Origin of the sequence: Thiomicrorhabdus chilensis DSM 12352 (assembly GCF_000483485.1) — a bacterium.
Taxonomy (GTDB): Bacteria; Pseudomonadota; Gammaproteobacteria; order Thiomicrospirales; family Thiomicrospiraceae; genus Thiomicrorhabdus; species Thiomicrorhabdus chilensis.
Genome location: NZ_KI519609.1, coordinates 1,475,580 through 1,498,684, shown reverse-complemented (window position 1 = coordinate 1,498,684; position 23,105 = coordinate 1,475,580). Strand labels below are relative to the sequence as shown.

24 protein-coding genes are annotated in these 23,105 nt (G+C 48.8%); 17 read left to right on the top strand and 7 right to left on the bottom strand.

Going from position 1 to position 23,105, the window contains the following annotated elements; translation table 11 throughout:
• Positions 1–202 precede the first annotated feature (202 nt).
• The 3 genes from B076_RS0107220 (at position 203) to B076_RS13160 (ending at position 4,066) form a co-directional block, all read left to right on the top strand.
• Positions 203–2,821: a HAMP domain-containing methyl-accepting chemotaxis protein gene (locus tag B076_RS0107220; protein WP_028486721.1), complete on the top strand. Its 2,619-nt coding sequence runs from the start codon at positions 203–205 to the stop codon at positions 2,819–2,821.
• Positions 2,822–3,005: 184 nt separating this feature from the next.
• Entirely contained in the window at positions 3,006–3,323 is a 318-nt protein-coding gene (locus B076_RS0107215) for a hypothetical protein (RefSeq protein WP_028486720.1), read from the top strand.
• Between the two features lie 188 nt (positions 3,324–3,511).
• On the top strand, positions 3,512–4,066 hold the full coding sequence (locus B076_RS13160) for a c-type cytochrome (protein ID WP_245566334.1): 555 nt from the start codon (positions 3,512–3,514) through the stop codon (positions 4,064–4,066).
• Positions 4,067–4,188: 122 nt separating this feature from the next.
• Here the strand turns inward: B076_RS13160 and B076_RS12385 are convergent, their stop codons facing one another.
• Together B076_RS12385 and B076_RS0107200 are read right to left on the bottom strand one after the other, a co-directional pair.
• Positions 4,189–4,500, bottom strand: coding sequence for a VF530 family protein (locus tag B076_RS12385; RefSeq protein WP_038150477.1), 312 nt, complete (start codon positions 4,498–4,500; stop codon positions 4,189–4,191).
• Positions 4,501–4,516: 16 nt separating this feature from the next.
• Complete coding sequence (locus tag B076_RS0107200) at positions 4,517–5,800, bottom strand: glycosyltransferase (RefSeq protein WP_028486719.1); 1,284 nt, start codon at positions 5,798–5,800, stop codon at positions 4,517–4,519.
• A gap of 189 nt (positions 5,801–5,989) precedes the next feature.
• On the opposite strand from B076_RS0107200, the gene cobO reads away from it, so the two are divergent.
• The 6 genes from cobO (at position 5,990) to B076_RS12380 (ending at position 9,556) form a co-directional block, all read left to right on the top strand.
• On the top strand, positions 5,990–6,598 hold the full coding sequence (gene cobO, locus B076_RS0107195) for a cob(I)yrinic acid a,c-diamide adenosyltransferase (protein WP_028486718.1): 609 nt from the start codon (positions 5,990–5,992) through the stop codon (positions 6,596–6,598).
• 69 nt (positions 6,599–6,667) lie between these two features.
• Positions 6,668–6,976, top strand: a complete 309-nt coding sequence (locus B076_RS0107190; RefSeq protein WP_028486717.1) for a hypothetical protein — start codon at positions 6,668–6,670, stop codon at positions 6,974–6,976.
• 28 nt (positions 6,977–7,004) lie between these two features.
• A complete protein-coding gene (locus B076_RS0107185) occupies positions 7,005–7,343 on the top strand; it encodes a hypothetical protein (RefSeq protein ID WP_245566333.1) in 339 nt (112 codons plus the stop codon).
• 43 nt (positions 7,344–7,386) lie between these two features.
• Positions 7,387–7,737, top strand: a complete 351-nt coding sequence (locus tag B076_RS0107180) for a hypothetical protein (RefSeq protein ID WP_028486715.1) — start codon at positions 7,387–7,389, stop codon at positions 7,735–7,737.
• Positions 7,738–7,833: 96 nt separating this feature from the next.
• The gene (locus B076_RS0107175) at positions 7,834–9,072 is read left to right on the top strand and encodes a GGDEF domain-containing protein (RefSeq protein ID WP_028486714.1); all 1,239 of its coding nucleotides are present in this window, start codon (positions 7,834–7,836) and stop codon (positions 9,070–9,072) included.
• Positions 9,044–9,556, top strand: a complete 513-nt coding sequence (locus B076_RS12380) for an FKBP-type peptidyl-prolyl cis-trans isomerase (protein WP_051347236.1) — start codon at positions 9,044–9,046, stop codon at positions 9,554–9,556. Before B076_RS0107175 ends, B076_RS12380 begins: the two co-directional genes overlap by 29 nt.
• Here B076_RS12380 and B076_RS12375 read toward each other — a convergent pair.
• Positions 9,553–9,894 (bottom strand): PP0621 family protein, encoded by a 342-nt coding sequence (locus B076_RS12375; RefSeq protein WP_211230187.1) that lies wholly within the window; start codon positions 9,892–9,894, stop codon positions 9,553–9,555. The two genes, B076_RS12380 and B076_RS12375, sit on opposite strands and share 4 nt — an antisense overlap.
• A gap of 142 nt (positions 9,895–10,036) precedes the next feature.
• Here B076_RS12375 and sucC point away from each other — a divergent pair, with 142 nt between their 5' ends.
• The 3 genes from sucC (at position 10,037) to B076_RS0107150 (ending at position 13,791) form a co-directional block, all read left to right on the top strand.
• The gene (gene sucC, locus B076_RS0107160) at positions 10,037–11,206 is read left to right on the top strand and encodes an ADP-forming succinate--CoA ligase subunit beta (RefSeq protein WP_028486713.1); all 1,170 of its coding nucleotides are present in this window, start codon (positions 10,037–10,039) and stop codon (positions 11,204–11,206) included.
• Positions 11,206–12,096: a succinate--CoA ligase subunit alpha gene (sucD, locus tag B076_RS0107155; RefSeq protein ID WP_028486712.1), complete on the top strand. Its 891-nt coding sequence runs from the start codon at positions 11,206–11,208 to the stop codon at positions 12,094–12,096. Before sucC ends, sucD begins: the two co-directional genes overlap by 1 nt.
• 66 nt (positions 12,097–12,162) lie before the next feature.
• On the top strand, positions 12,163–13,791 hold the full coding sequence (locus tag B076_RS0107150) for an NAD+ synthase (RefSeq protein ID WP_028486711.1): 1,629 nt from the start codon (positions 12,163–12,165) through the stop codon (positions 13,789–13,791).
• Between the two features lie 129 nt (positions 13,792–13,920).
• Here B076_RS0107150 and B076_RS12370 read toward each other — a convergent pair whose 3' ends face one another.
• The gene (locus B076_RS12370) at positions 13,921–14,766 is read right to left on the bottom strand and encodes an outer membrane protein assembly factor BamD (RefSeq protein WP_051347235.1); all 846 of its coding nucleotides are present in this window, start codon (positions 14,764–14,766) and stop codon (positions 13,921–13,923) included.
• 83 nt (positions 14,767–14,849) lie between these two features.
• Here B076_RS12370 and rluD point away from each other — a divergent pair, with 83 nt between their 5' ends.
• Both rluD and pgeF read left to right on the top strand, forming a co-directional pair.
• Positions 14,850–15,893, top strand: a complete 1,044-nt coding sequence (gene rluD, locus B076_RS12365; RefSeq protein ID WP_038150476.1) for a 23S rRNA pseudouridine(1911/1915/1917) synthase RluD — start codon at positions 14,850–14,852, stop codon at positions 15,891–15,893.
• A gap of 69 nt (positions 15,894–15,962) precedes the next feature.
• On the top strand, positions 15,963–16,742 hold the full coding sequence (pgeF, locus tag B076_RS0107135; RefSeq protein WP_028486709.1) for a peptidoglycan editing factor PgeF: 780 nt from the start codon (positions 15,963–15,965) through the stop codon (positions 16,740–16,742).
• A 45-nt stretch (positions 16,743–16,787) separates the two neighbouring features.
• On the opposite strand, the gene B076_RS0107130 is transcribed toward pgeF, so the two are convergent.
• Together B076_RS0107130 and nadC are read right to left on the bottom strand one after the other, a co-directional pair.
• A complete protein-coding gene (locus B076_RS0107130) occupies positions 16,788–18,776 on the bottom strand; it encodes a monovalent cation:proton antiporter family protein (protein WP_028486708.1) in 1,989 nt (662 codons plus the stop codon).
• A gap of 145 nt (positions 18,777–18,921) precedes the next feature.
• Positions 18,922–19,764, bottom strand: a complete 843-nt coding sequence (gene nadC / locus B076_RS0107125) for a carboxylating nicotinate-nucleotide diphosphorylase (RefSeq protein ID WP_028486707.1) — start codon at positions 19,762–19,764, stop codon at positions 18,922–18,924.
• 324 nt (positions 19,765–20,088) lie between these two features.
• Here nadC and ampD point away from each other — a divergent pair, with 324 nt between their 5' ends.
• On the top strand, positions 20,089–20,667 hold the full coding sequence (gene ampD / locus B076_RS0107120; RefSeq protein WP_038150471.1) for a 1,6-anhydro-N-acetylmuramyl-L-alanine amidase AmpD: 579 nt from the start codon (positions 20,089–20,091) through the stop codon (positions 20,665–20,667).
• A gap of 395 nt (positions 20,668–21,062) precedes the next feature.
• Positions 21,063–21,578, top strand: coding sequence for a flavodoxin (locus B076_RS0107110; protein ID WP_028486704.1), 516 nt, complete (start codon positions 21,063–21,065; stop codon positions 21,576–21,578).
• 182 nt (positions 21,579–21,760) lie between these two features.
• On the opposite strand, the gene B076_RS0107105 is transcribed toward B076_RS0107110, so the two are convergent.
• Positions 21,761–22,414: a histidinol-phosphatase gene (locus B076_RS0107105; RefSeq protein WP_028486703.1), complete on the bottom strand. Its 654-nt coding sequence runs from the start codon at positions 22,412–22,414 to the stop codon at positions 21,761–21,763.
• A gap of 201 nt (positions 22,415–22,615) precedes the next feature.
• On the opposite strand from B076_RS0107105, the gene B076_RS0107100 reads away from it, so the two are divergent.
• Positions 22,616–23,104, top strand: coding sequence for an RNA pyrophosphohydrolase (locus B076_RS0107100; protein ID WP_028486702.1), 489 nt, complete (start codon positions 22,616–22,618; stop codon positions 23,102–23,104).
• Position 23,105 lies beyond the last annotated feature (1 nt).

Here is a 23,105-nt window from a genome sequence, read left to right as displayed (position 1 = left end):
ATGGAAGATGGTCATGAATTATTCAAAATGTCATTTTTTATGTTATTGCACTGTTGTAGGCTTTCAATTACCATTCAATCAATAAGTGTAATTGCCGTTAATAAATAAAATATATCAACATAAGAGCATTACTGAGTGTTTAGGGCTAATAGATTAACCAGACACTTATCACAACATATTTTTACAATAAATAGGGGTTTCCATGCTTAAGACCATTCGCGCTAAATTGCTGGCCAGTTTCATATTGCTGACTGTGCTGGTAATTGCCATGTCAATCTTCAGTGTCACCAAAATTAACGAATCCGCCAGCGGTTTTAAACAATACCGTGAAATCGCCAAAGATGCGGTTTTGGCGGGACGTGTTCAGGCCAATATGCTGATGGTGCGCATGAACGTCAAGGATTATTTGATTAACCCGGTTGATAAGGAAGTGGAAGAGTTCACCAAATATTTTGACCGCACGTATGGATTTATTCAGGAAGCTCAAGTGAGCATTGAAAACCCTGAACGAGCCAAGTTAGTGGATCAGGTGGATGAAGGTCTGTTGACCTATAAGGCTGAATTTGAGAAAGTTCAGGCGCTGATGAAGCAACGCAATGATATCGTGTTCAATAACATGAATGTAAACGGTAAATCCATGGAGCAGTTGCTGACAGCCATTAAACACTCTGCTAGAGAAGATGCTGATTTGGCGGTCGCGTTTGCTGCGTCGGATGGTTTAAGAAACCTGTTGTTGGCGAGACTCTATGCAGTCAAGTTCATTGAGAGCAACGCCGTTAAGGACATGGATCGCACCTTGTCTGAATTCACGGAGCTTTCTAAGCAGATGAAGAAACTTGCTCTAAACGTTGAAAATCCGAATCGTATCCAGCAGCTTGCCGAGCTGGATAGCTTGATCGAAACCTACACTAAGGGTGTCAAACAACTTAACCAGGTGATTAACGACCGTAATCAGATTGTTGAAGAAAAATTGAATGTGATCGGGCCTGATATCGCCACATGGTCGGAAGACATCAAGCTGTCGATTAAAGACGATCAGGATCGAATCGGGCCGATGGTTCAGGCATTGAATGACAGCATCATTCAGGTCATGTCAATCGTGGCAGTGGTGATTACACTGTTCTCGATTTTAATCGCCATTTTCATTCCTCGTAGTATCAGTCGCGGGCTGGGCAGTATTCAGACTAAGCTTGCCCAGGTTAGTGATAGCGGTGATTTCTCGATTCGAGCCGATCAACAGAGAGAAGATGAAATTGGAGATATGGGGCGTTCGGTCAACGAATTGTTGACCAATATGCAGAATGCGATTGAGGAATCCAATAAGGTGGTGACGGCGATTGCGCGTGGGGAGTTCGACCAGCGCATTGAATTGGATTTGAGAGGAGATCTGGACACCTTGAAACGCGGCATCAACGATTCTGCGGATTCAGTCAATGAAACCATGGGCGAGCTTGGCAAGGTTATGGAGTCGATGAATAACGGCGACTTTAATGTCAAGGTCGATGCCGATGTACAGGGTGACTTCTTGAAGATGGTCAATAATGTCTCCTCGACGATGAACTCTCTGAATGCCACCATTGGTGCCATTATCGATGTCATGAATTACATGCAGCAAGGTAAGTTCGAGCATCGTGTAGATGTTGAAGCTCGAGGGGATTTGTTGACGCTGAAAGATGGAATCAATGTTTCCATGGATGCGCTGGAAAACGCCATCAAAGACGTGACCCGTGTTGTAGTGTCACAGTCAGAGGGGGATTTGACGCAAAATATCGAGGGTGAATACCATGGTGAATTGCGTGTATTGAAAGAGGCAGTCAACGCCACCACGGAGCGTTTGTTGAATGTGGTGACACAAGCGGTGAACGCGACCCAAGTTGTGAATATGGCCTCCAGTGAAGTTTCCCAAGGTGCATTGGATCTGAGTCAGCGTGTTCAGGAGCAGGCTGCGGCCTTGGAAGAAACTTCTTCCACCATGGAAGAGATGAATTCTGCCGTGCAAAACAACACCGAGCATTCCAAAGAGGCTTCCGGAGTGGCTCACGCTGTGCAGAATAAAACTACTGAAGGCACGGAGGTCATGCAGCAGACAATTCAGGCGATGAATGCGATTCAAGAATCCAGTCACAAGATTTCCGATATTGTGACTTTGATCGATAGCATTGCCTTCCAGACCAACCTGTTGGCATTAAATGCCGCCGTTGAAGCGGCCAGGGCCGGTGATCACGGGCGTGGTTTTGCGGTGGTCGCCGGTGAGGTACGCGCTTTGGCGCAGAAGTCTGCCGAGGCGGCCAAAGACATCACCGCACTCATCAATGAGAGTGTGACACGTATTGACCAAGGAACCAAGTTGGCTTCCGAATCGGGTGAGATGCTGGTTGATATTAACGCGTCGGTCAGAGACGTGGCGAATATGATTGAGCAAATCGCGCAGGCTTCCGTCCAGCAGATGGAAGGGATTGAGCAGGTTCATAAAGCCGTCAGCCAGATTGATGAAGTGACCCAGCAAAATGCGGCGCTGGTGGAGCAGACTTCGGCGGCTTCGGAAAGTATGAGTGAGCAGGCGGGCATTTTGGCGAAAGACATGTCGTTCTTTAATATCGGTCAAAGCGCCCAGGCGTTGCCCAACAAAAAGGCTGAGAACAAAAAAGTGGCTCTCCAGAAACCCGATTCCAGTCAGTTAAAAAGTGCGTCGGAAGCAAAGGCTGTAGAAGCGAAACCGGCTGCGAAACCGGTTAGTCAACCTGCGCCTAAAGCTGAAAAAAGTGACTCGGTTCCGACTGCATCGTTCAGCAAGAGCGATGAAGAGTGGGAAGATTTTTAAAGCGAATCACTTGCTTTGATCAATTTAAAGGCCAACGCTCTGTTGGCCTTTTTTGTATTCGGCCTTTAAGTGTATGATTAGGTGTGTTGAATTTTGAAGTGCTTGAATTGTTTTTTGCCTAGGTGCTGGCATAAACCGGCAGGCCTGTTAATTTAGAAGCGTATTAGAGCATTAAGGGAAGGATATGTTACGAAATAAAAATGGCTTGTTACTGTTACTGGCCTGGGTGATGGGTCTGGCGGGTTTGGTATTTGGTTTGGTACTGGAACCCATTTGGTTTGCACGTTTCGGTAGCTTGATGGTGTTGTTTGCGGTGATGAGTGAATATGCATTGCTGCACGGTGAATTGGATCTTTTGTATCAGCGTTTGGAAAAGGTGCAGGCTGAAGACGACATGCCGGATTTGACGCCCTCCAAATGGCATCGCAAAAAAGTTTGGTTATCGCATCTCACGGTTATTTTGGGAACCCTGATTTGGGGCTTTGGGGATCTACTGCTGTAACTGCCGATATTAACGGTTGCTCTGGTAAAGATGCCAGTCAATCCATGGGAACCAATTGATTGGCGCCTATTTATTTCCAATTGCCTTAAGATTTCTGCATAATGAAAGCGTAAGTAAATTGGATAATCGAATAAGCCGTTAAGATTCTTAAGCCGGTTTATTTGTCATGTAACACTTTGGAGAGATCAATGAAAGACATGCAGAATGGATTCAAACGGAATTTGGTGGCCGCGAGTTTGGCTTCCTTAATGATGTTGGGGATGGCGGGTTGTTCAGATGATGATAAAACCGAACATACTTCCGAGAGCGGAGCGGGTGTGAGCCAGCCTTCTTCGGCTCAGCCGAGCGCTGCGGATGTGAAGCAACCTGAGCCGGTTGTGGTTCCGGAAGTGGAAAAAGCCGTTGAGGCCACCACTGAAAAAGCGGAAGAAGTGGTTGAGAAAGTGGAGCAGGCGGTGACGCAAGAAGTTGAAGAGGTGGTTGAAACCGTAGAAGAAGCGGCGGCACCTGCCAAGTCCGGTTCCAATCTGTATGCGACCTGTATCGGTTGCCATGGTGCCAGCGGTGAGGGTGGCGTAGGCCCTAAACTGGCCGGGCAGTCAAAAGAGGACATCGCTTCCAAACTGGCTAAATACAAAGCCGGTGAACAGTTGGGTGCCATGACGGCGATGATGGCGCCAATGGCAACCGGATTAAGTGATGAAGATATTCAGACGGTATCGGAATATATCGCCGGTTTTTAAATATCGGTTAAACAGTGAAAACAGGCTGAATTAATCGATTTTAATCTTAAAAGGGAGCTTAGGCTCCCTTTTTTTGTTGGCTTTGACCCGTCTAGAAAACGGCCTGTCGGCCACTTGAGTGGTTATTTTTTGGCCTCCGTAGAAGCAGGGCGTTTGTATTTTCCCCAATTCTGGCTGGCCTCAATATATAGCTGTTCGACTTTTTCCCGTGCCCATGGGGTTTTACGTAAAAACGTCAGACTGGATTTTAGGCTGGGATCGTATTGAAAGCAGCGGATTGGAATGCGTTCCGCCAATTCTTCCCAACCGTAATGTGCATGCAGTTGGGAGACGATCTCCTTGAGGCTCAGGCCGTGAAGCGGATTATTGGGTTGCTTTTTGGTGTGGGCAAGATCGGGTTTTGGGGCGGTTTTTGGGGTTTGGGTCTTGGTCATTTTTTCTCGGCAAATTTCATTTGTTTTTGGCTTCGATCCATTGTGCCATATATTGAGTGCTTTTATGGTGGTGATGACGTAGCATGGCTCCGATGAAGTTATGTTGGCGATGTGTGGTCAGGTTGGCTTGTATGGTTTCGATGACCTGCAACATGGCAGAGCCGGTTGAAGTTTCGCAGTATTGGGTTTGACCCAGCTTGATGGCGTTTTGTTGCGCTTCATACCAGGCCTGTTCATTTTGATAGAGATTGATCGCCTGTTCTACCAGTTCGGTTTCTGTGCGGCCGATGAATCCCGGCCAGTCTTGCACGGAGCTTTCTGCGGGCAGCATGCCTTCACTGCCGATGGGCGTGGTGATGCTGGGGGTGCCGCATAACATGGCCTCGGCCAATTTGCCTTTGATGCCCGCGCCAAAACGCAAGGGTGCGAGGCAAACTCGTGCCTGCTGCATCACCGGCCAGACCGATTCCGCCCAGCCTTGCACATGAAAGCCTTGTTTGGGGTTGTGAAAGTCGGTGACTTTTTTGGCTGGATAAGCGCCGTAAATATGCAGTTCCGTGTGTGGCAATGCCTCTCTTATTTTTGGCCATAGGTTCTGTTTGAGCCATATCACCGAATCCCAGTTGGGCGCATGGCGGAAGTTGCCGATGAATACGAAGTTCTGGCGTTGTTCGAAGTCGGGAGTTTCCAATTTGTCAGGAGTCGGGTAGAGAAATGGCAGGGTGAAAAGCAGATTCGCATTGACCTGAAAGGCCTGCTGCAGGAGTTGGCTCTCGAACTTGGAGATCATCAAGGTCAGGTCGCTACGAAAAATTGATGCTATTTCACGCTGTGCGGCATCGCTGCTCGCCATGTCTTCAAATAATTTCTGAGGGTTCTGCTCCCAAAGCGCCTCCAAAGAGGACGTTGTTTTTTTTAAAAGCGCTTTCAGGTTGGTTTGGCGTGCTTCACGCAAACTGTGTAAATCTTCGGTGTTGAGGATTCTCAGGGCGTTAGGGCAGTGTTTTTCGACCCGCCAACCGAATTGTTCTTCCATCATGAAGCGGTCAAATAGAACGATATCGGGACTGAGTTGTTGAACGAAGTCATCAAAGCTGGCGTGGTTGAGTTGGATGGCTTGTGAAATGACGCCAAGTTGGCTCAGGTCTTGAGCGTGTTCACCGAGTTTGGCCGGGCTGGCGAAGGTGATGTTGAAGCCGTGCTTTAGAAACAATTGAATCAGTTGCATCATGCGGGTGCCCGCGGCCGACGAGTTGGGTTCCGGCCAAACATAACCGATGATTAAGAGTGTTTGTTTCATAGGGGTAAGTACTTTAAAAACTGAAAGGTTGCGGGTGTGTGCATAGTATAAAGCGTTTTGACGGGTTTTGAGGCATGTTACACTGTGCGATTGTGCAAATTGGCGAGTCGTTCGGATGGGGTTAAAAAACAGCAACCATCGCTTTGGACAGAAATGGAATCAATACTAAAATCAGCAACGGATTAAACAATGGCAGTCACCATCAGCGATCAAAAACACAACCAGATCATGAAACGTCGTAAAGCCTACATGGATCGAAGAATTCAGGAATCAAACGAAGAGTGCGGGATTGTGCTGGTTAATACCGGAGATGGCAAAGGCAAGAGCAGTTCGGCTTTCGGCATGGTAGCGCGTGCATTAGGACACGGCATGAAGGTGGCGGTGATTCAATTCATTAAGGGTGCCATGAGTACCGGTGAAGAGCAGTTTTTCAAACGCTTTCCTGAAGAGGTGGTGTTCAAGGCGATGGGCGAAGGCTTTACCTGGGATACCCAGGATCGCAGTCGTGATATTGAAATTTGCCGCATCGCCTGGGATGAAGCCAGAAAATACCTGCAAGATCCGAATTTTGAGTTGGTGGTGCTGGATGAGTTGAACATCGCGCTGAGTTACGGTTATCTGCAATGGTCGGATATTGAAGAGGATATCCTGAAGCGTCCACAACACCAGCATGTGGTGATCACCGGCCGCGGTGCGCCGGCTGAGTTGATTGAACTGGCTGATACCGTGACCGAAATGGGGCTGGTTAAGCATGCTTTTGAAAACGGTATTAAGGCGCAGAACGGAATTGAGATGTAAACATTGAAAATCGCCTGTCCAGCTATTATATAGATTGGATTACCCCCTTTGTTCATTCAAGGAATTCATATGTTGAAAAAAACAAACCTTAAGACCGGATTGATCGGTCTGATTGCTTTACAAGCCTTAAGTGTTTCGCCGCTGGCGAGTGCCGGTGTGTGGGAGAACATCAAGTCGGATGCTGCAAACGCTTGGGAAGCCACCAAAGAGACATCCAGCGAGCTGGCCGATGATGTGGTGGAAAGCACGCAAGTGGGCATTGAAAAAGCCAAGAAACTGGGCGAAAAGCAAACCTACGTCGATACCTGGGAAGGCATCAAAGCTTCCGCGGCCGACCCGGAATCGCCTGAAACTGATGAAGCCGGGATTCCACAATAAGTTATTTACTACCATTTAGGGGAAGAAAATGAAGTTCAACTGGAATTTTAAAAGTTGGAGCCTGATGTTGGGTGCGATGCTGATCGTACTTGCGGGTTCGGGGTGTGAAAAGGTCACCAATAGTGCGAAAAATATTCAGTCTGACTGGATTGGCCTGGATCGAACCGTTGAAGTGTACAGTTGCATGACCGGTAAATTGTTGAAAGTTTATCAAGGGCATGTGCGCTTGAACCCCGAAGATCAGTACGGCGCTTCTTTGTTGGTCAACGGTAAAAAGCTGCACACTAATCTGTGTTATATTATTTCCGAAAAAGGCCTTAAAGAGGAGCCTTTGCCGATGGATTCGCTAGGGGTCGTCAAGCAATAGGCTTTGAGGCGTTGTTTAACTTAATAAGTAGATTTATTTAATCATGAAACCCATTCTGAAATTAGCAGGCCTGTTCGTTTTTGGCGTTACGGTCTTGAGTTTATCCGCATGTTCCACGGTGCAAAGCCAGCAGGTGGATGAAGAGACGTTTTATCTGACCGAATTCTACAGTGAGCCGGTTACCGGCTTTGACAGTTGGTCATTGCGCCGCCAAGCCAAAGAGAGTTGCCCGAAAGGCTATGTGTATCTGTTGCGCAAGGCGGGCAAGTCTTCGGAATTCGCCAAGCAGCACTTTGAATGTGTTGGCGGCAAGAATTGCGAATACGCAATGGAATGGCGCATTCAATGCAGCGACAAGCCGGAAGAGAAATTCTCCCTCTTCGGGAAAAGCTAATTGCCCCGTGACGGGCAAAGCGAAGGGCGCATGGCGACAGGCCAGCCGCCAAAACATGAAGACAAATCGTAAAATTGAATCAATAAGGGTTTTGAATTGGCACGGCATTACTTCTGGTTGTTGTTACTAAGTGGATTTGCCGTTTGGCAAGCTTATCAAATCCCCAGTTGGCCCTTAGGCTGGCAGGCTTTATTGGATTATGCCCCTTATGCGGTGGCCGCGATTGGTGTGTTTGTCAGTCTGCTTCTCAACCGCATGCAGCCGGTATTTTTACTGGTGAATCTGTTATTGGTCGTGTTTTTGATGAGCGACCTGGTTCCATTGCCTTTGAACAGTACCGCGCAAGCACTGCGTTTTCCTTTGGTGAGTCTGCTGATTCCAATCAATATCCTGCTGTGGATTCTGCTGCCTGAGCGCGGCGTCAAACATCACGCTTACAATCTATTTCTGACAGGCCTGTTGGTTTTACAAGGTGTCGGCATTTACTGGATGATGCAGAATTTATCGTTTGAGACGGTTCAGTTTCTTGCCAAGCCGGTGAGCACTGATTTGGACTCGCCGTTTAAAATGCCGATGCTTAGCACGGTGGTGATGCTGGTGGTGGCCAATCTGATGATTATTCGTTTGGCGATGATGCGTAAGGCTAGAGTGCTGGATCAGGTGGCGTTGTTTGTGTTGATTCTGGTGGCCGTCGGGCTCAACAATGCGGCGCAATATGGCCTGTTGAACTGGCTGATTACGATTGCCGCCTTGATGATTGTATTGTCGGTTGTGTTTGACACCCATCAGATTGCCTATACCGATGAATTAACCGGTATGGCCGGACGTCGCGCGCTGTTTGAATCCTTTATGGGGTTGGGGCGGCGTTATTCGATCGCCATGATCGACATCGATCATTTCAAGAAGTTCAACGATACCTATGGACACGATATCGGCGATTTGGTGTTGCGCACCGTCAGCAAGGTGCTCAACCAGGTTGGATCGGGTGGTAAAGCCTATCGTTTTGGCGGTGAGGAATTTACCGTGGTGTTCACCAATAAAACTCCGGAACAAGCTCGTCCGATTCTGGATGAGTTACGCAAGCAGGTTGAAGCCACCGATCTACGCTTTAAACACAAGAATCAGGACACCTCCACCAAGGTGACCGTGAGTATCGGCGTGGCCGAGAAAACTGCGGATATTAAGTCGCCGGAAGAGGTCGTTAAAGCGGCAGATCAGGCGCTCTATCAAGCCAAAGAGATGGGGCGTAACCGGGTGGTGGTTTCCGGCGATCCGGCTGAGAAAGTGATTAAAAGAGGACAGAAAAGTGCAAGAATCCGCAAACGAAAAAGTTGATCAGAATCCAGCTCCACCATTGACGGTAGGCGAGAACAGTGAGGTTGAAATCGGTTTTAAACTCACGCTAATCGACGGCACGGTGGTGGAAGAGACCGAAGGTGATGAGACCTTCCGGTTTACCATTGGTGATAACACCTTTATCAACAAACTGGATGAGTTGTTGATTGGTCTGGAAGTCGGCACCACCGGAACCTTCACCTTGCCGCCCGAGCAGGCTTTTGGTCAAATTGATCCGGCAAACTTGCAGAGCATGTCTCGTTCGGACTTTCCGGCAGATATGGAAATGGAAGAGGGCTATGTGATTGGCTTTAATACGCCCACCGGAGAAGAGGTGCCCGGCAAGGTGCATGAATTAAAAGGGGAGGAAGTGGTGATCGATTTCAACCATCCTCTTGCCGGACAGATGATTGTATTCAAAGCGACTACAAAGCGATTCATTCATAAACCGACAGGCCTGTCGGTTTTCAGGCTTAGAGTCTAATTCTCGTTCTTGGTATCATCCGGGTTATGGTTGTTTGCTTCGTCTGACTGCGACGATTTCCCGGTCTTTGTTGGCACACCGCCATTCTCATGAAATTCACGCATGTGGCCTTCACTGCAAAAGGTGTGTTGGCCATCGAAATACGCCTCCGATTGCGGCAGGTGAATCCCGCACAAAGCGCAACGCACCATCGGCTGACTCTCTTTGGCAGAGGCTGGCTGATCTTTCATCATCGCTTTTTCCCGGTTTTTGGCTCGGATCTCGATCACGCGGTTTAGGGTAAAGCGCAAAATCAGGAAGACTAAAATGACGAATAACAGAAAAACAATGGCTCTCACGGGGCTCTCGCAATGATTTGTTGGTGCAATCATTGTCTAAAAAACATAAAATAAAAGCAATTTATATCTACAAAAAATCCATCGCAACATCATCCTGCCTTTGTGTGAGAATCCGGGCAGGAAATCGGAGACGTTTTTTCACATGAATTTACATGAATATCAATCCAAGTCTTTATTTAAAAAATACGGCATTGCTGTACCCGAAGGCCAGCTCATCACCCAATTGGATGCATTGCAGTCCGCTATGGACACCTTAGGGGGCGAGGCTTGGGTGGTAAAAGCTCAAATCCATGCGGGTGCACGCGGCAAAGCCGGTGGCGTGCGTCTGGTTAAAAGCCGTGAAGAAGCGCATTCCGCTGCAGCCGATTTGTTGGGCAGCTCATTGGCGACCATTCAAACTGCGGGTAAGGCTTTGCCGATCAACAGCTTATTGATTGAAGAGACCTTGGCGATTGAGGAAGAGTTGTATTTGAGTCTGGTGGTGGATCGTGTCACCCGCACGCACACCTTTGTGATCTCAGCCGCCGGCGGCATGGATATTGAAGAGGTCGCGGCCCAGAGTCCGGAAAAGATTTTGAGTGTGCATATTGATCCGACGGTGGGGGTGATGCCTTACCAATGCCGTGAAGTGGCTTTCGCCTTGGGTTTGACCGGCAGTGCCTTTAAGCAGCTGGGACAGTTGATGATGGCTTTTTACAAGCTGGCGTTGGACAAGGATGTGTCGCAAATCGAAATTAACCCGTTGATTCGTACCGCCGACAACGAACTGGTCGCGTTGGACGCTAAGGTGAATATCGATTCCAATGCGCTTTACCGTCAGCCCGGATTGGTAGAGATGCGTGACTTCACGCAGGAAGATGAGCGTGAAGCCAAGGCGTCAGAACACCAGTTGAACTATATCGCCCTGGACGGCGATATCGGTTGTATGGTGAATGGCGCCGGCTTGGCGATGGCGACCATGGACTTGATTAAACTCAATGGCGGAGAGCCGGCCAACTTCTTGGATGTGGGCGGCGGTGCCACACCGGAACGTGTTGCGGAAGCCTTTAAGCTGATTCTGTCTTCTTCGGAAGTGAAGTCGATTTTGGTGAATATTTTTGGTGGCATTGTGCGCTGCGATTTGATTGCCGATGGAATCATTCAAGCGGTTAAGGAAGTGGGCTTGAGCATTCCGGTGGTGGTGCGTCTGGAAGGCACTAATGTGGAATTAGGGAAAGAGATTTTGGCAAACAGTGATGTGAGTATTATTACCGCAGATGGATTGGCGGATGCCGCTAAAAAAGTGGTGGAAGCGGCAGGAGTATCGGCATAATGAGTATTTTGATCAATAAAGACACAAAAGTGATTTGTCAGGGGTTTACCGGTAAGCAAGGCTCTTTTCACTCCGAACAGGCTTTGGCTTACGGCACCAAAATGGTCGGCGGTGTGACCCCAGGTAAGGGAGGGCAAACCCACCTTGGACTGCCGGTCTTCAATACGGTTCGTGAAGCGGTGGAACAGACGGGTGCGGAAGCCTCGATGATTTATGTGCCGCCTGCGTTTGCTGCGGATTCGATTATTGAGGCTATTGCCGCAGGAATCAAAGTGATTACTTGTATCACCGAAGGCATTCCGGTCGCCGATATGCTGAAAGTGCGAGCGGTGTTGGAAAAGTCCGACGCTTATTTGATTGGACCGAACTGTCCGGGACTGATTACCCCAGGAAATGACGGTGAAGGCTGTAAAATCGGCATAATGCCGGGCCATATTCACTTGCCGGGCAAGATTGGGGTGGTGTCGCGCTCTGGAACCCTTACCTATGAAGCGGTACATCAGACCACTCAAAACGGTTTAGGCCAATCGACCTGTGTGGGCATTGGCGGCGACCCGATTCAAGGGATGAACTTTATTGATTGTTTACGTCTGTTCCAAGAGGATCCACAGACCGAAGGCATTATCATGGTCGGCGAAATCGGTGGGCAGGCGGAAGAAGACGCAGCCGAATTCATCAAGGCCCATGTGACCAAGCCGGTGGTAGCCTATATTGCCGGTGTGACCGCCCCAGCGGGTAAACGCATGGGACATGCGGGTGCCATTGTCAGTGGCGGTAAAGGCACGGCAGAAGCCAAATTTGCAGCCTTGGAATCGGCCGGTGTCACAGTGGTGCGTTCTCCGGCGGACTTGGGTCAGGTCATGCGTAAACAGCTTGAGCAAATTGGCTAAAGGTGGTTGCCTTATGGGCGACCGGTAAAATTCACTCGGGATCCAAAACAGTTTGAGAAAGACGCAATGACACAGAATGTTACCATCGTAATGGCGCAGATTAATCCGGTTGTAGGGGATATCTCAGGCAATGTCGAAAAGATATTGAATGCAGCACACACGGCAAAAAACACACATCAAGCCGATATCGTGGTGTTTCCAGAGATGACACTGACCGGCTACCCACCTGAAGATCTGTTGTTGCGTGATGGCCTTTATGCCCAGATCAATCAAGCCTTGTCCGACCTGTGTGAACGGGTAGAAGACGTGGTACTGCTAGTGGGTTATCCAATGATGGATGAATTAGGAGAACGTTTCAATATGGCGGCGTGGATTGAAGGTGGCTTGATTCAGGCCAGCTACATGAAACAGAACCTGCCCAATTACAGCGTCTTCGACGAACAGCGTTATTTTTCTGCGGGCAAGCAGCCCTGTGTGGTGGAATTTAAAGGCATCCGATTTGGGGTGTTGGTCTGTGAAGATATCTGGAAAATCACGCCGGCTACCCAAGCGGTGGATGCAGGCGCGGACATTATTCTTAATTTGAATGCGTCGCCGTTTTCCAATGAAAAGCACCAAGACCGTTTAGAGGTAGTGAGGCGTCGGGTGGACGAAATCAAGAAACCAGTGATTTATGTCAACCAAGTTGGTGGGCAGGATGAGCTGGTATTCGATGGTGGATCCTTTGCGATGTGTGCCGACGGTGAGGTCATGGTGCAGTCACCGGAATTCAAAGAGCAACTCACGCCAGTCAAAGTCATAAAGCAGGCGGATTCTGTGGTGCTTTTGAAAGGTGAACAGGCCGAACTTTATGAGGATGAGGCGCGCATCTACCAGGCGATCATCCAGGGGGTCGGCGACTATGTCAATAAAAACGGTTTTCCAGGCGTTTTGCTGGGACTGTCGGGTGGGATTGATTCGGCTTTGACTTTAGCCGTGGCCGTTGATGCTTTGGGCGCCGACAAGGTTGAGGCGGTGATGATGCCGTTCCGCTATACCGCCGCCATCAGTATGGAAGATGCCGAAAAGCAGGCCAACACCATGGGAGTGAAGTACAGTGTTTTGCCGATTGAGCCGATGTACAATGCCTTTGAGGCAACGCTGGCGGATGCGTTCAAGGGTTACGATGAGGATGTGACCGAAGAGAACTTGCAGGCGCGTATTCGCGGTACCCTGTTGATGGCTTTATCCAATAAGACCGGGAAGATGGTGCTGGCCACCAGTAATAAAAGCGAGGTGGCGGTAGGTTATTCGACGCTTTACGGGGACATGGTCGGCGGTTTTTCACCTTTGAAAGACGTGCCTAAAACCTTGGTTTACCGTCTGGCATCCTATCGCAATACCTTGTCGCCGGTGATTCCTGAAAGGGTCATCACACGTCCGCCATCGGCCGAATTGAGACCGGATCAAAAAGACCAGGATTCTTTGCCGGATTATGATGTGCTCGATGCCATCATCAAAGGTTATGTGAAAGAAGACAAAACGCCCGCTGAAATAGTAGCATTGGGTTACGATGAGCAAGAGGTGCGCCGCGTGATTCGCTTGATTGACCGAAGTGAATACAAACGCAGACAGGCCGCCCCAGGCGTTAAAATCACCCATCGAGCTTTCGGTCGGGATCGCCGTTATCCGATTACCAGCCGTTATTCGGAATGAAAGCTGATCAAGGTTTAAACCCCTAGCCTAGACAGATAGAATTAAAAAAGGCCAGTTCGAATTGAATCGAACTGGCCTTTTTAGCTTCAAGCACTGTTTGAAAATTAAGACGTTATCGGGGCTAGAATATTAATCGAAGATTTCATCAAGGGTAGTGGACATTTTGTCCCACCAAGATGGCTGTTTTTTATTTGCAGAGCCTGGCGCGGGGGCTTCTTCAAGGGCTTGCTCTTCGGCTTGTTGCTGAACATTCAGGTTGAGTTCGTAAACCTTTAGTGTATCCACATAGTTTTGCTGCATGCCAAGTGCGGCATAACTGTCTTTCATTAACTCCAGAGCTTGCAAGTTTATGACCGCTCTTGGGTATTCTTCAATCAGGTAGCGGCAACGGTTGGCAGCGGCCAGATAGGCTTTTTTGGAATAGTAAAACTTGGCCACTTGAAATTCGTGTCTGGCCATGCGGTTACGAATGATGATCAGGCGCTCACTGGCACTTCTAGCATAGTCCGTGTCGGGGAAGCGCGTCAGCAGTTCCTGGTAGTAGTTGAAGGCGCGATCCGTGGACTTGATGTCGCGGTGAGCCGGATCGGTGATGAAACGGTCCAGCCAGCTTTTGATGATGGAATCCGCCGCGACCGCTTTAAGGTAATAGGCATAAGCCAGTTGCTTGTGTTTGGGGTACAGTTTGATGAACTCTTCCAGTTCGCGGATCGCCGATTCCGGTTCGTCATAACGGTAATAGGCGTAGGCCAGTTCCAGATAGGACTGTTCGGCGTAACTCCCGTAAGGGAAGTAGGCCTTGAGTTTTTCATAGTACTGTATGGCGGTATCCCAGTTGCCTTCTTCGAACGCTGTCGTGGCTTCGGTGTAAAATTCTTCGACAGTCATTTCAGAGTCGGGTTTCTCGATCAGTGACGAACAACCGTGCAAAGAAAATGTTAAGGCCAGCACAATGGATAACAGCGATTTTTTCATGTTTCTTAGGTACAATACATAAAATGAATAAGATCAAAATTGTATCACAAATTCACCCGTTCACAGTATTTTAAGGCCTTCAATTGAGTACACAGATTTTAAACGCAGAAATTCCGCAGTCCTGTTTGGGACAGCGCCTGGATGTGGCGATTGCGCCGCTGTTTCCCGATTATTCCAGAAGCCGTATCCAGCAGTGGATCAAAGAGGGCAACCTTAAGGTCGATGGCGAGGTTTGGAGCAAACCTCGCCAAGCCGTTTTGGGTGGAGAAAAGGTCGAACTGATTGCCGAACTTGAAGAGGAAGTGTCGCTTGAAGCCCAGAATATTCCGTTGGATATTGTATACGAAGACGACGCCATTCTGGTTATCAATAAACCGGCAGGCCTGGTTGTGCACCCCGGAGCGGGCAACCCGGATAAAACCCTGTTGAATGCCTTGCTGTTTCATGACAAGCGTCTGCGTGAAGTGCCACGTGCCGGAATCGTGCATCGTCTCGATAAAGAAACCTCGGGTTTAATGGTGGTCGCCAAGACCGTACCGGCACAAACCCATCTGGTTGATCAGTTGCAGCGCCATGCGGTAGAGCGTATTTATGATGCAGTGGTGGTCGGGCACATGATCTCCGGAGGGACGGTTGACAAACCCATTGGACGCAGTCCGCAGGATCGCAAAAAAATGGCGATCAGGTTAATGGGAGGGAAACATGCCGTCAGTCATTATCGCGTCCTGGAACACTTTAGAGAACATACCCGAATCCGCGTTAAGCTGGAAACCGGCAGAACCCACCAGATTCGAGTGCACATGGCCTCGATCGGTTTTCCGCTGATCGGCGACCCGGTTTATGGCAAGCGCATGCGCATCCCCAAACAGATGCTGGAAGACTTTGTTGAAACCCTTAGAAACTTTAAACGTCAAGCGCTGCATGCCGGGGCTTTAAGTTTGACCCACCCGGTCACCGGAAAAACCATGAAGTGGAAAGTGGATATGCCCGAAGACATGCTCGATCTGATTGATACTTTGCGTGACGATATGGAAGAATTTGAATCCAAGCACGCCGGTTATGATGAGTTTGATTACGATTATGGCGTCGAAGTGGAGTGGGTGACGGATGATGACATTCCCAATTGAACAGAGTATGGCGTTCGTTTTTCTTCCGCTCCAAAGCGTTTGCAGTTTGAATGAAAACGGTTGTCGAAAATGATGGATGTTATTCGACCTGACTGGCCGGCTCCAAAATCCATTCGAGCTTTGTGTACGACTCGTTTGGGCGGTGTCAGCCTGCCGCCTTATGACAGTTTCAACCTGGCCACACATGTTGGAGATGCGCCTTCTCTGGTCAGGCAGAATCGTCAAAGACTCAATGATATGGCGCAGCTGCCGGATGCCCCTATGTGGCTTGAACAGATGCATACCGACCGACTAGTGTGTCTCAACGGACAGGATTCGTCTACTTGGGTCGCGCCCAAAGCGGATGCCGCCTGGAGTGACGAGGCGCGAAAAGTGGCGGTCGTGATGACGGCCGATTGCTTGCCACTGTTGGTGACGAATCGTGCCGGCAGTCTGGTGTGTGCGATTCATGCCGGATGGAAAGGGCTTGCCAATGGCATTGTCAGGAAAAGCCTTCTGGCGCTCCCGGAAAACCCTGAAAATCTGTTAGTTTGGATTGGACCGTCGATACGCCAACCGCATTTTGAAGTCGGGCAGGATGTGTTTGAGGTTTTTGCCAAAGACTCACCGCAGAGCGAGCCTTATTTCCAAATACAAACAGTCGGTTCTGTTCCCTCAAAAAACAAATATCTGGCGGATCTGGCAGGCCTGCTCATATTGGAGTTGAAGACTTTGGGAGTGGAGCAGATATACGACAGTGAACTCTGCTCATATGAGGATTCATCACGTTTTTACTCTTATCGTCGAGATGGCCAAACTGGGCGTATGGCCTCTTTAATCTGGCTAGATCCGTCAGACTCGGCTAACTGAGTCTGCTAAGTCTGGGAGCCCCCAAAGCCCGATACAGCATACGGCTTACTTGCCGGTAATCAGATAATATTCGACCCGTTCGACATCTTCCACCAAGCCTGAAATGACAATGCGGTCATGCGCGCGGATCACGGTGTCTTCATCGGGGTTTTCGCCGCGAACATGACCGCGTGCAATGGCATCGACCTGCACATTCATCTCCTCAAAGGGGATCTCCTTCAATGTCTTTCCAACCGCGAATGCGGTCTCCTCGACAAATACCGTATGGATGATGCGGTTCATGATGTGGTGTTCGTCAAGTGGATTGTCGTCCTGGCCTGGGTAGAAATTTTCCAAAATCTTGTAGCGGTCTTTGCGCACCGAACGGGTTTCACGCAGCACTTTGCTGGGCGGCTGGCCGATCATCAGCAATAGGTGAGAGGAGAGCATGATGCTCGATTCAAAGGTATCGGGCACCACTTCTGAGGCGCCGGCCTCCAATAATTCATTGAGGCGTGAATCGTCGATGGTTCGAACCAAGATCGGAATATCTTTATTGATGTGGCGGATCGCGTGCAAAATCTTTAAAGAGGCGTGATAATCGCTGAAAGTGATGATGACGGCCTTGGCCTTATCCAGTCCTGCGGCATGCAGAATACGTTCTTTGGCGGCATCGCCGTAATACACACGTTCCCCGGCGTTGTGGGCTTCATTGACACGTTTGATGTCCATGTCCAACGCGATAAAGGTTTCATTGGCATTATGTAAAAATCGGCTTACAGTCTGGCCGACACGCCCGAAACCACACAGAATCACGTGTTTGGACAGGTGTACATTGTCTTCCGCAATGCTGTGCTCAATGTCGGCATGATTTTGCGAATAGCTGGATTTATGCAGGTAACGTGCGATTTTTCCGTTGAATTTAACAATGAACGGCGAAATCGCCATGCTGATGACTGCGGAAGTCAGCAGGATGTTGCCGGTGTCTTCCGGCAAGAGTTTGTAGGTAAAGGCAAGGGTCATCAGAACCAGACCAAACTCCCCGACCTGTGCCAGAGAGACGGCGGTTCGGGTGGCCACGCCCGGTTTTTTTCCAAACACGCGGGCAATCCCATAGATGATGAAGCCTTTGATGAGGATGATGCCAATCGTCAAGGCAACAATCGACCAGAAATGTTCGATAAGGCGTTCCACCGAAATCAACATCCCGACGGTGACGAAGAACAGGCCGAGCAAAATGTCCTGGAAAGGACGGATATCAGATTCGATCTGGTGACGGTATTCGGTTTCACCCAGCATCATGCCGGCTAAGAACGCCCCCAGAGTCATCGATAAGCCCATCTCTTCGGTCAGCGCGGCTGAACTCAGCGCCACCAATAAAACGGTCAAGGTAAACAGTTCCGAAGATTTGGCCGAAGCCACTTCATGGAACAGAGGCCGCAACAGGTAACGGCCGATGGCATGCATGATGACCACAATCACGATCCCTTTGACAAAAGCGGTGGCTAATGACATGGTCAAAGCATTTTCGCTGCCGCCGCTCATCGCTAAAGCGGGAATCAGGATCAGCAGCGGAATCGCCATAATGTCCTGGAAAATCAGAATGCCCACCGCTGAGCGGCCATGGCGTGACTGGATTTCAGCCTGTTCCGTCAACTGTTTAATGACAATGGCGGTGGAGGAGAGGGCAAAGGCGCAGGCCACCACAATGTTGGTGTTGGTGTCCAATCCGGCCAGCCAGCCGATGGTGAAGAAGGCCACGCCGGTTCCCAGTACCTGTGCGCTGCCCAGGCCAAACACCAGTTTGCGCATGGCGACCATTTGCGAAAGTGAAAACTCGAGACCGATTGAGAACAGCAAAAAGACGATGCCGAATTCCGCTAACAGGGAGATGTTTTCTTCTTTTTCAATCCAGCCAAACCCAAACGGACCGACAATGATCCCGACGATGATATAACTCAGAATGGGCGGAAAGTGCAGTCTGCGGGATATGGAAACGGTAATGACGGCGATGCCGAGCAATAAAACTATGTGTAGAAGAAGGTGGTCGTTCACTCTGTGCCTTGGGTGTTAGCGGTTGTCTTAAACTTCTGCGTTTCAGTTGTCTATAGAGTGGAGGTCAGACCAAAGACCTGAACCATCCAGTCTTACATCAACTATAAAGTATTTTACCTGTTCGCAGAAGACTTCAGATTAAAAATCAATGACTTTCAAAGCGCATTGAGAGATCGATTGCCCGGATGTGTTTGGTGATGGCTCCGGTGGAGATGAAATCCACCTGTGTGCTTGCCAGTTTTTCCAGTTGCTCGATTTCAACATTGCCGGACACCTCAAGTTTGGCACGTCCTTCAACCAGCTTAACCGCTCGATGCATCATTTCGAGGGTGAAGTTGTCCAGCATGATGATGTCGGCGCCGGCATCGACCGCTTGCTGCACTTCGTCCAGGTTTTCGGTTTCGACCTCGACGCTGATCCCGGGATGGCGCTGTTTGGCCGTTTGTACCGCTTGAGCAATGCTGCCAGCCGCCATGATGTGGTTTTCCTTGATGAGGATGGCATCAAACAGACCGATGCGATGATTGGTGCCGCCGCCGCAGGCGACCGCATATTTTTGTGCCATTCTCAAGCCCGGCAAGGTTTTGCGTGTGTCTAAAAGTTGGGTTTTACCGCCTTTGAGTTTGCTGACATACTGAGCCGTGACCGTGGCAGTGGCCGACAAGGTCTGTAAAAAATTCAATGCGGTACGTTCTGCCGTCAGGATATGCCGAGCGGATCCCTTCAAGGTGCACAGCAGTTGATCGGGTGTTACCTGTTCACCTTCGTCCACGAACCAGTTGATGACAATGCTGTCGTCGATTTGCCGGAATACTTCGTTAAACCAAGGTCGGCCGCAGATCACCGCCGCTTCACGACAGATGATACGCGCCGTGGCGTTTTTCTCTTCAGGAATCAAATCCGCGGTCAGGTCGGCATTTTGGATATCTTCCGCCAGGGCGTTTTCAACTGTCTGGGTGAGTGTTTGAAAGTAATCGATGTTTCGCATAATCTGTGTACTCAAGGTCTTTGCCGTTAGTGCCAATTTAAAAGTCTTTATGAGAGCTTTGTACAAGTCAGGGCGCGAGATAAAAAGGCGTAAAAATGTGCGGATTCAAGGCAAAAAATGCAGGTAATAACGTGCTATTGCCCAATTTTTTAACACAGAAGCCGTGCATTTTAACTTTTTTAGTCGTGCCATTGACTCGTGCAAATCTCTCTTTATGGCCTATTCAAGTAGAAATCTATAAAATACGCCAAATTTCGGTATTATACCTTATCCGTTTAGCCTAAAGGGCTAAGGCTGGGTGCGGATTTGAATGGGAGCATTGACATGTACTATGTGGATTTTAAATCAGGCCTGTGTGAGCAGGCGGAATTTATCAAAAGTCCGAATTATGATGAACGGCCGCCTGGGGTGGACGTCGATCTGATTGTCGTGCACGGTATCAGTCTGCCGCCCGATCAATTTGGCGGCCATGCGGTGACGCAGCTGTTTACCAATCAGTTGGATCCGGCTGAGGATCCCTATTTTGAAAGCATCAAGGATCTGAAAGTGTCGGCGCATGTATTGATTCGCCGTGATGGCAGGCTGATTCAGTATGTGCCTTTTCATTGTCGGGCTTGGCATGCCGGGGTTTCCCAGTTTGAAGGGCGTGAGCGTTGTAATGATTTTTCGATTGGGATTGAGTTGGAAGGCACCGATCAGTGTTGTTATACCGCCAGCCAGTACCATGCCTTGGCGGAGTTGATTCAGGGCTTGTGGCAGGCCTATCCCAGTTTGGCCGGGCATAAGGTCGTGGGACATCAGCATATCGCTCCGGGCAGAAAAACCGATCCGGGCCAGTATTTTCAGTGGGTCTCTTTGGCACGGCTGTTGGATGTGCCGCTGACTTGGCAGCATAAAGAATGACTTAAGCGATCCAGCCTTTTTTAGGCGGTTTTTTTTGAGGTTCCGGTTTGGGGTTGAATTTAAGGCACGGAGCTCCGGAGCTTTCCTGAACCACTTGGCTTGGCATTTGTCGGCTTTTAAAGTTAAAAGCCTTGCAACCTCGCGGTTGATTCGCATCCCAGGTGATGTAAAAATGTTGACATTTAAAGCAATCAATCGAATTAGTTTTATTCATAAAGCACGATAAAATTTAGTGAATTAATTAACCGGGGGGTTATGCTATTATTCGTGATAAATATGAGTTATAGCGCATAAATACGTTTGTCGTACGACGGTTTTGTAGTGTACGGCAAGCGAATCCTATAAACGGATTTGGATTTCATTTTACTTTCATTTTGACTTAAAAGGGTACAAACATGAGCAAAGTTGGCCTATTCTACGGAACGGATACAGGTAACACAGAACGCGTTGCAGATATGATTAAGGATAAAATCGGTGCTGACCTGGTTGATGTTCACGATATCGCAACCGCCAGCGCAGAGGATTTTGCCAAATACGATAAGATTATTCTGGGCCAACCAACTTGGTACTACGGTGAATTGCAAAGTAGCTGGGATGATTTCTGGGAAGACTTCAAAGGCATCGATTTCACTGGTAAAACCGTAGCGTGTTTCGGTTTGGGCGACCAGGCGGATTATTCAGAGTACTTTTTGGACGCCATGGGCATGATGCATGACATCGCGGTCGAAAACGGCGCCATCCCGGCGGGTTATACCTCAACCGACGGGTTTGAGTTTGACGAGTCAAAAGCCGTTACCGAAGATGAAGAGTTTTTTGTCGGCTTGGGCATTGATGAAGACCAGCAACCTGAGTTGACAGCCAGTCGAGTGGACGACTGGGTCGATCAGATTAAAGAAGAGTTCGAAATCTGATTTTTTCAGTTTGACTTTAGGTTAAGGGGGTCTTTAAGGGTTTCTGGCCTAATCGAAAAGATAAAAAGATAAAAAGATAAAAAGATAAAAAGATAAAAAGATAAAAACCGCCTTTATGGCGGTTTTTTTATAGATTCTGTCAAGGCTGTTTGAAAATGGACAGGCCTGCCTGTTTTCAGGTTTTAACGCAAACTGATGGCTGGCCAGCCTTTTTGTTTAGCGATGGCGCTTAGGGTATCGTCGGCATCCACCACCACCGGAAAATCGACAATTTCTAAAAGCGGCAAATCGTTGTGTGAATCGGAATAGAAATAACTGCCTTCCAAGGTTTCGCCCTGTTCTTCCAGCCACTCATTGAGGCGTGTTACCTTGCCCTGTTGGAAAGTAGGGGTGCCGGAGACTTCTCCAGTATAACGGTTGTCAATGATCTCGCCTTCGGTCCCCAGCAATTCGGTAATGCCGTAACGTTTGCCAATGGGTCGGGTAATGAAGGTGTTAGTGGCGGTGATAATGAGCAGGCGATCCCCTTGTTTTTTGTGTTTATTAACCAGTTGCTGGGCTTTCGGCAGCAATATGGGATCGATAAAAGTCTGCATGAATTGCTTGTGCCAATCGGCCAGGGTATCCATGCTCTGCTCACTCAAAGGTTTGAGGGCAAAACGTTGGTAGGCCATGATGTCAAGAGACCCCGATTGGTAATCTTGATAAAAGCGATCGTTTTGTTTGGCGAAGTCTTCACCATCAACGTAACCGTTTTTAACTAAAAACTCCCCCCATAAATAATCGCTGTCACCGGCGATAAGGGTGTTGTCGAGATCAAAAATTGCGAGTGCCATCTTTTGCCTGTTCCTAATTATTCTGGGTGCGACAATCCTAAACCATTGATTGGGTAGCCACAAGTCACGCCCTGGCAATTGCGCCATTTATTTTGGCTTGAATCGGGGATAATGGCGACATTAACAAAATTTGGATTGAATATTGAGCGAAATATGGGCAATAATACGGGATATTTGTATTAAAAGTTTTTAAGGCTATTTGTGATAGATCAAGATGGGTATCGACCGAATGTCGGTATTATTATTGTCAATAAAGAAGGCAAGCTCTTTTGGGGCAAGCGCATCCAGCAGGATGCTTGGCAGTTTCCCCAAGGCGGGATTCGTGAACATGAAACCCCTCAACAGGCCGTGTTTAGAGAGCTGAAAGAAGAGGTGGGGCTGGAACCATCCGATGTTCGTGTTTTGGGACGCACTCAGGACTGGTTGACTTATGACTTGCCCAAACACCTGATTCGTCACTACAGTCAGCCGGTGTGTATTGGTCAAAAGCAGATCTGGTTCATGTTGGGTTTGGAGGGCAATTCGGACCGTATCGATCTCGGATTGCACGAAAGCCCGGAGTTTGAAGACTGGACATGGGTGGATTATTGGCGCCCGGTTCAGGAAGTGGTGTGTTTCAAACAGGCGGTCTATCATCAGGCTCTGACGGAACTTGAAGACGTACTTGACAAGTTTTGGCTGCCTAAATAAG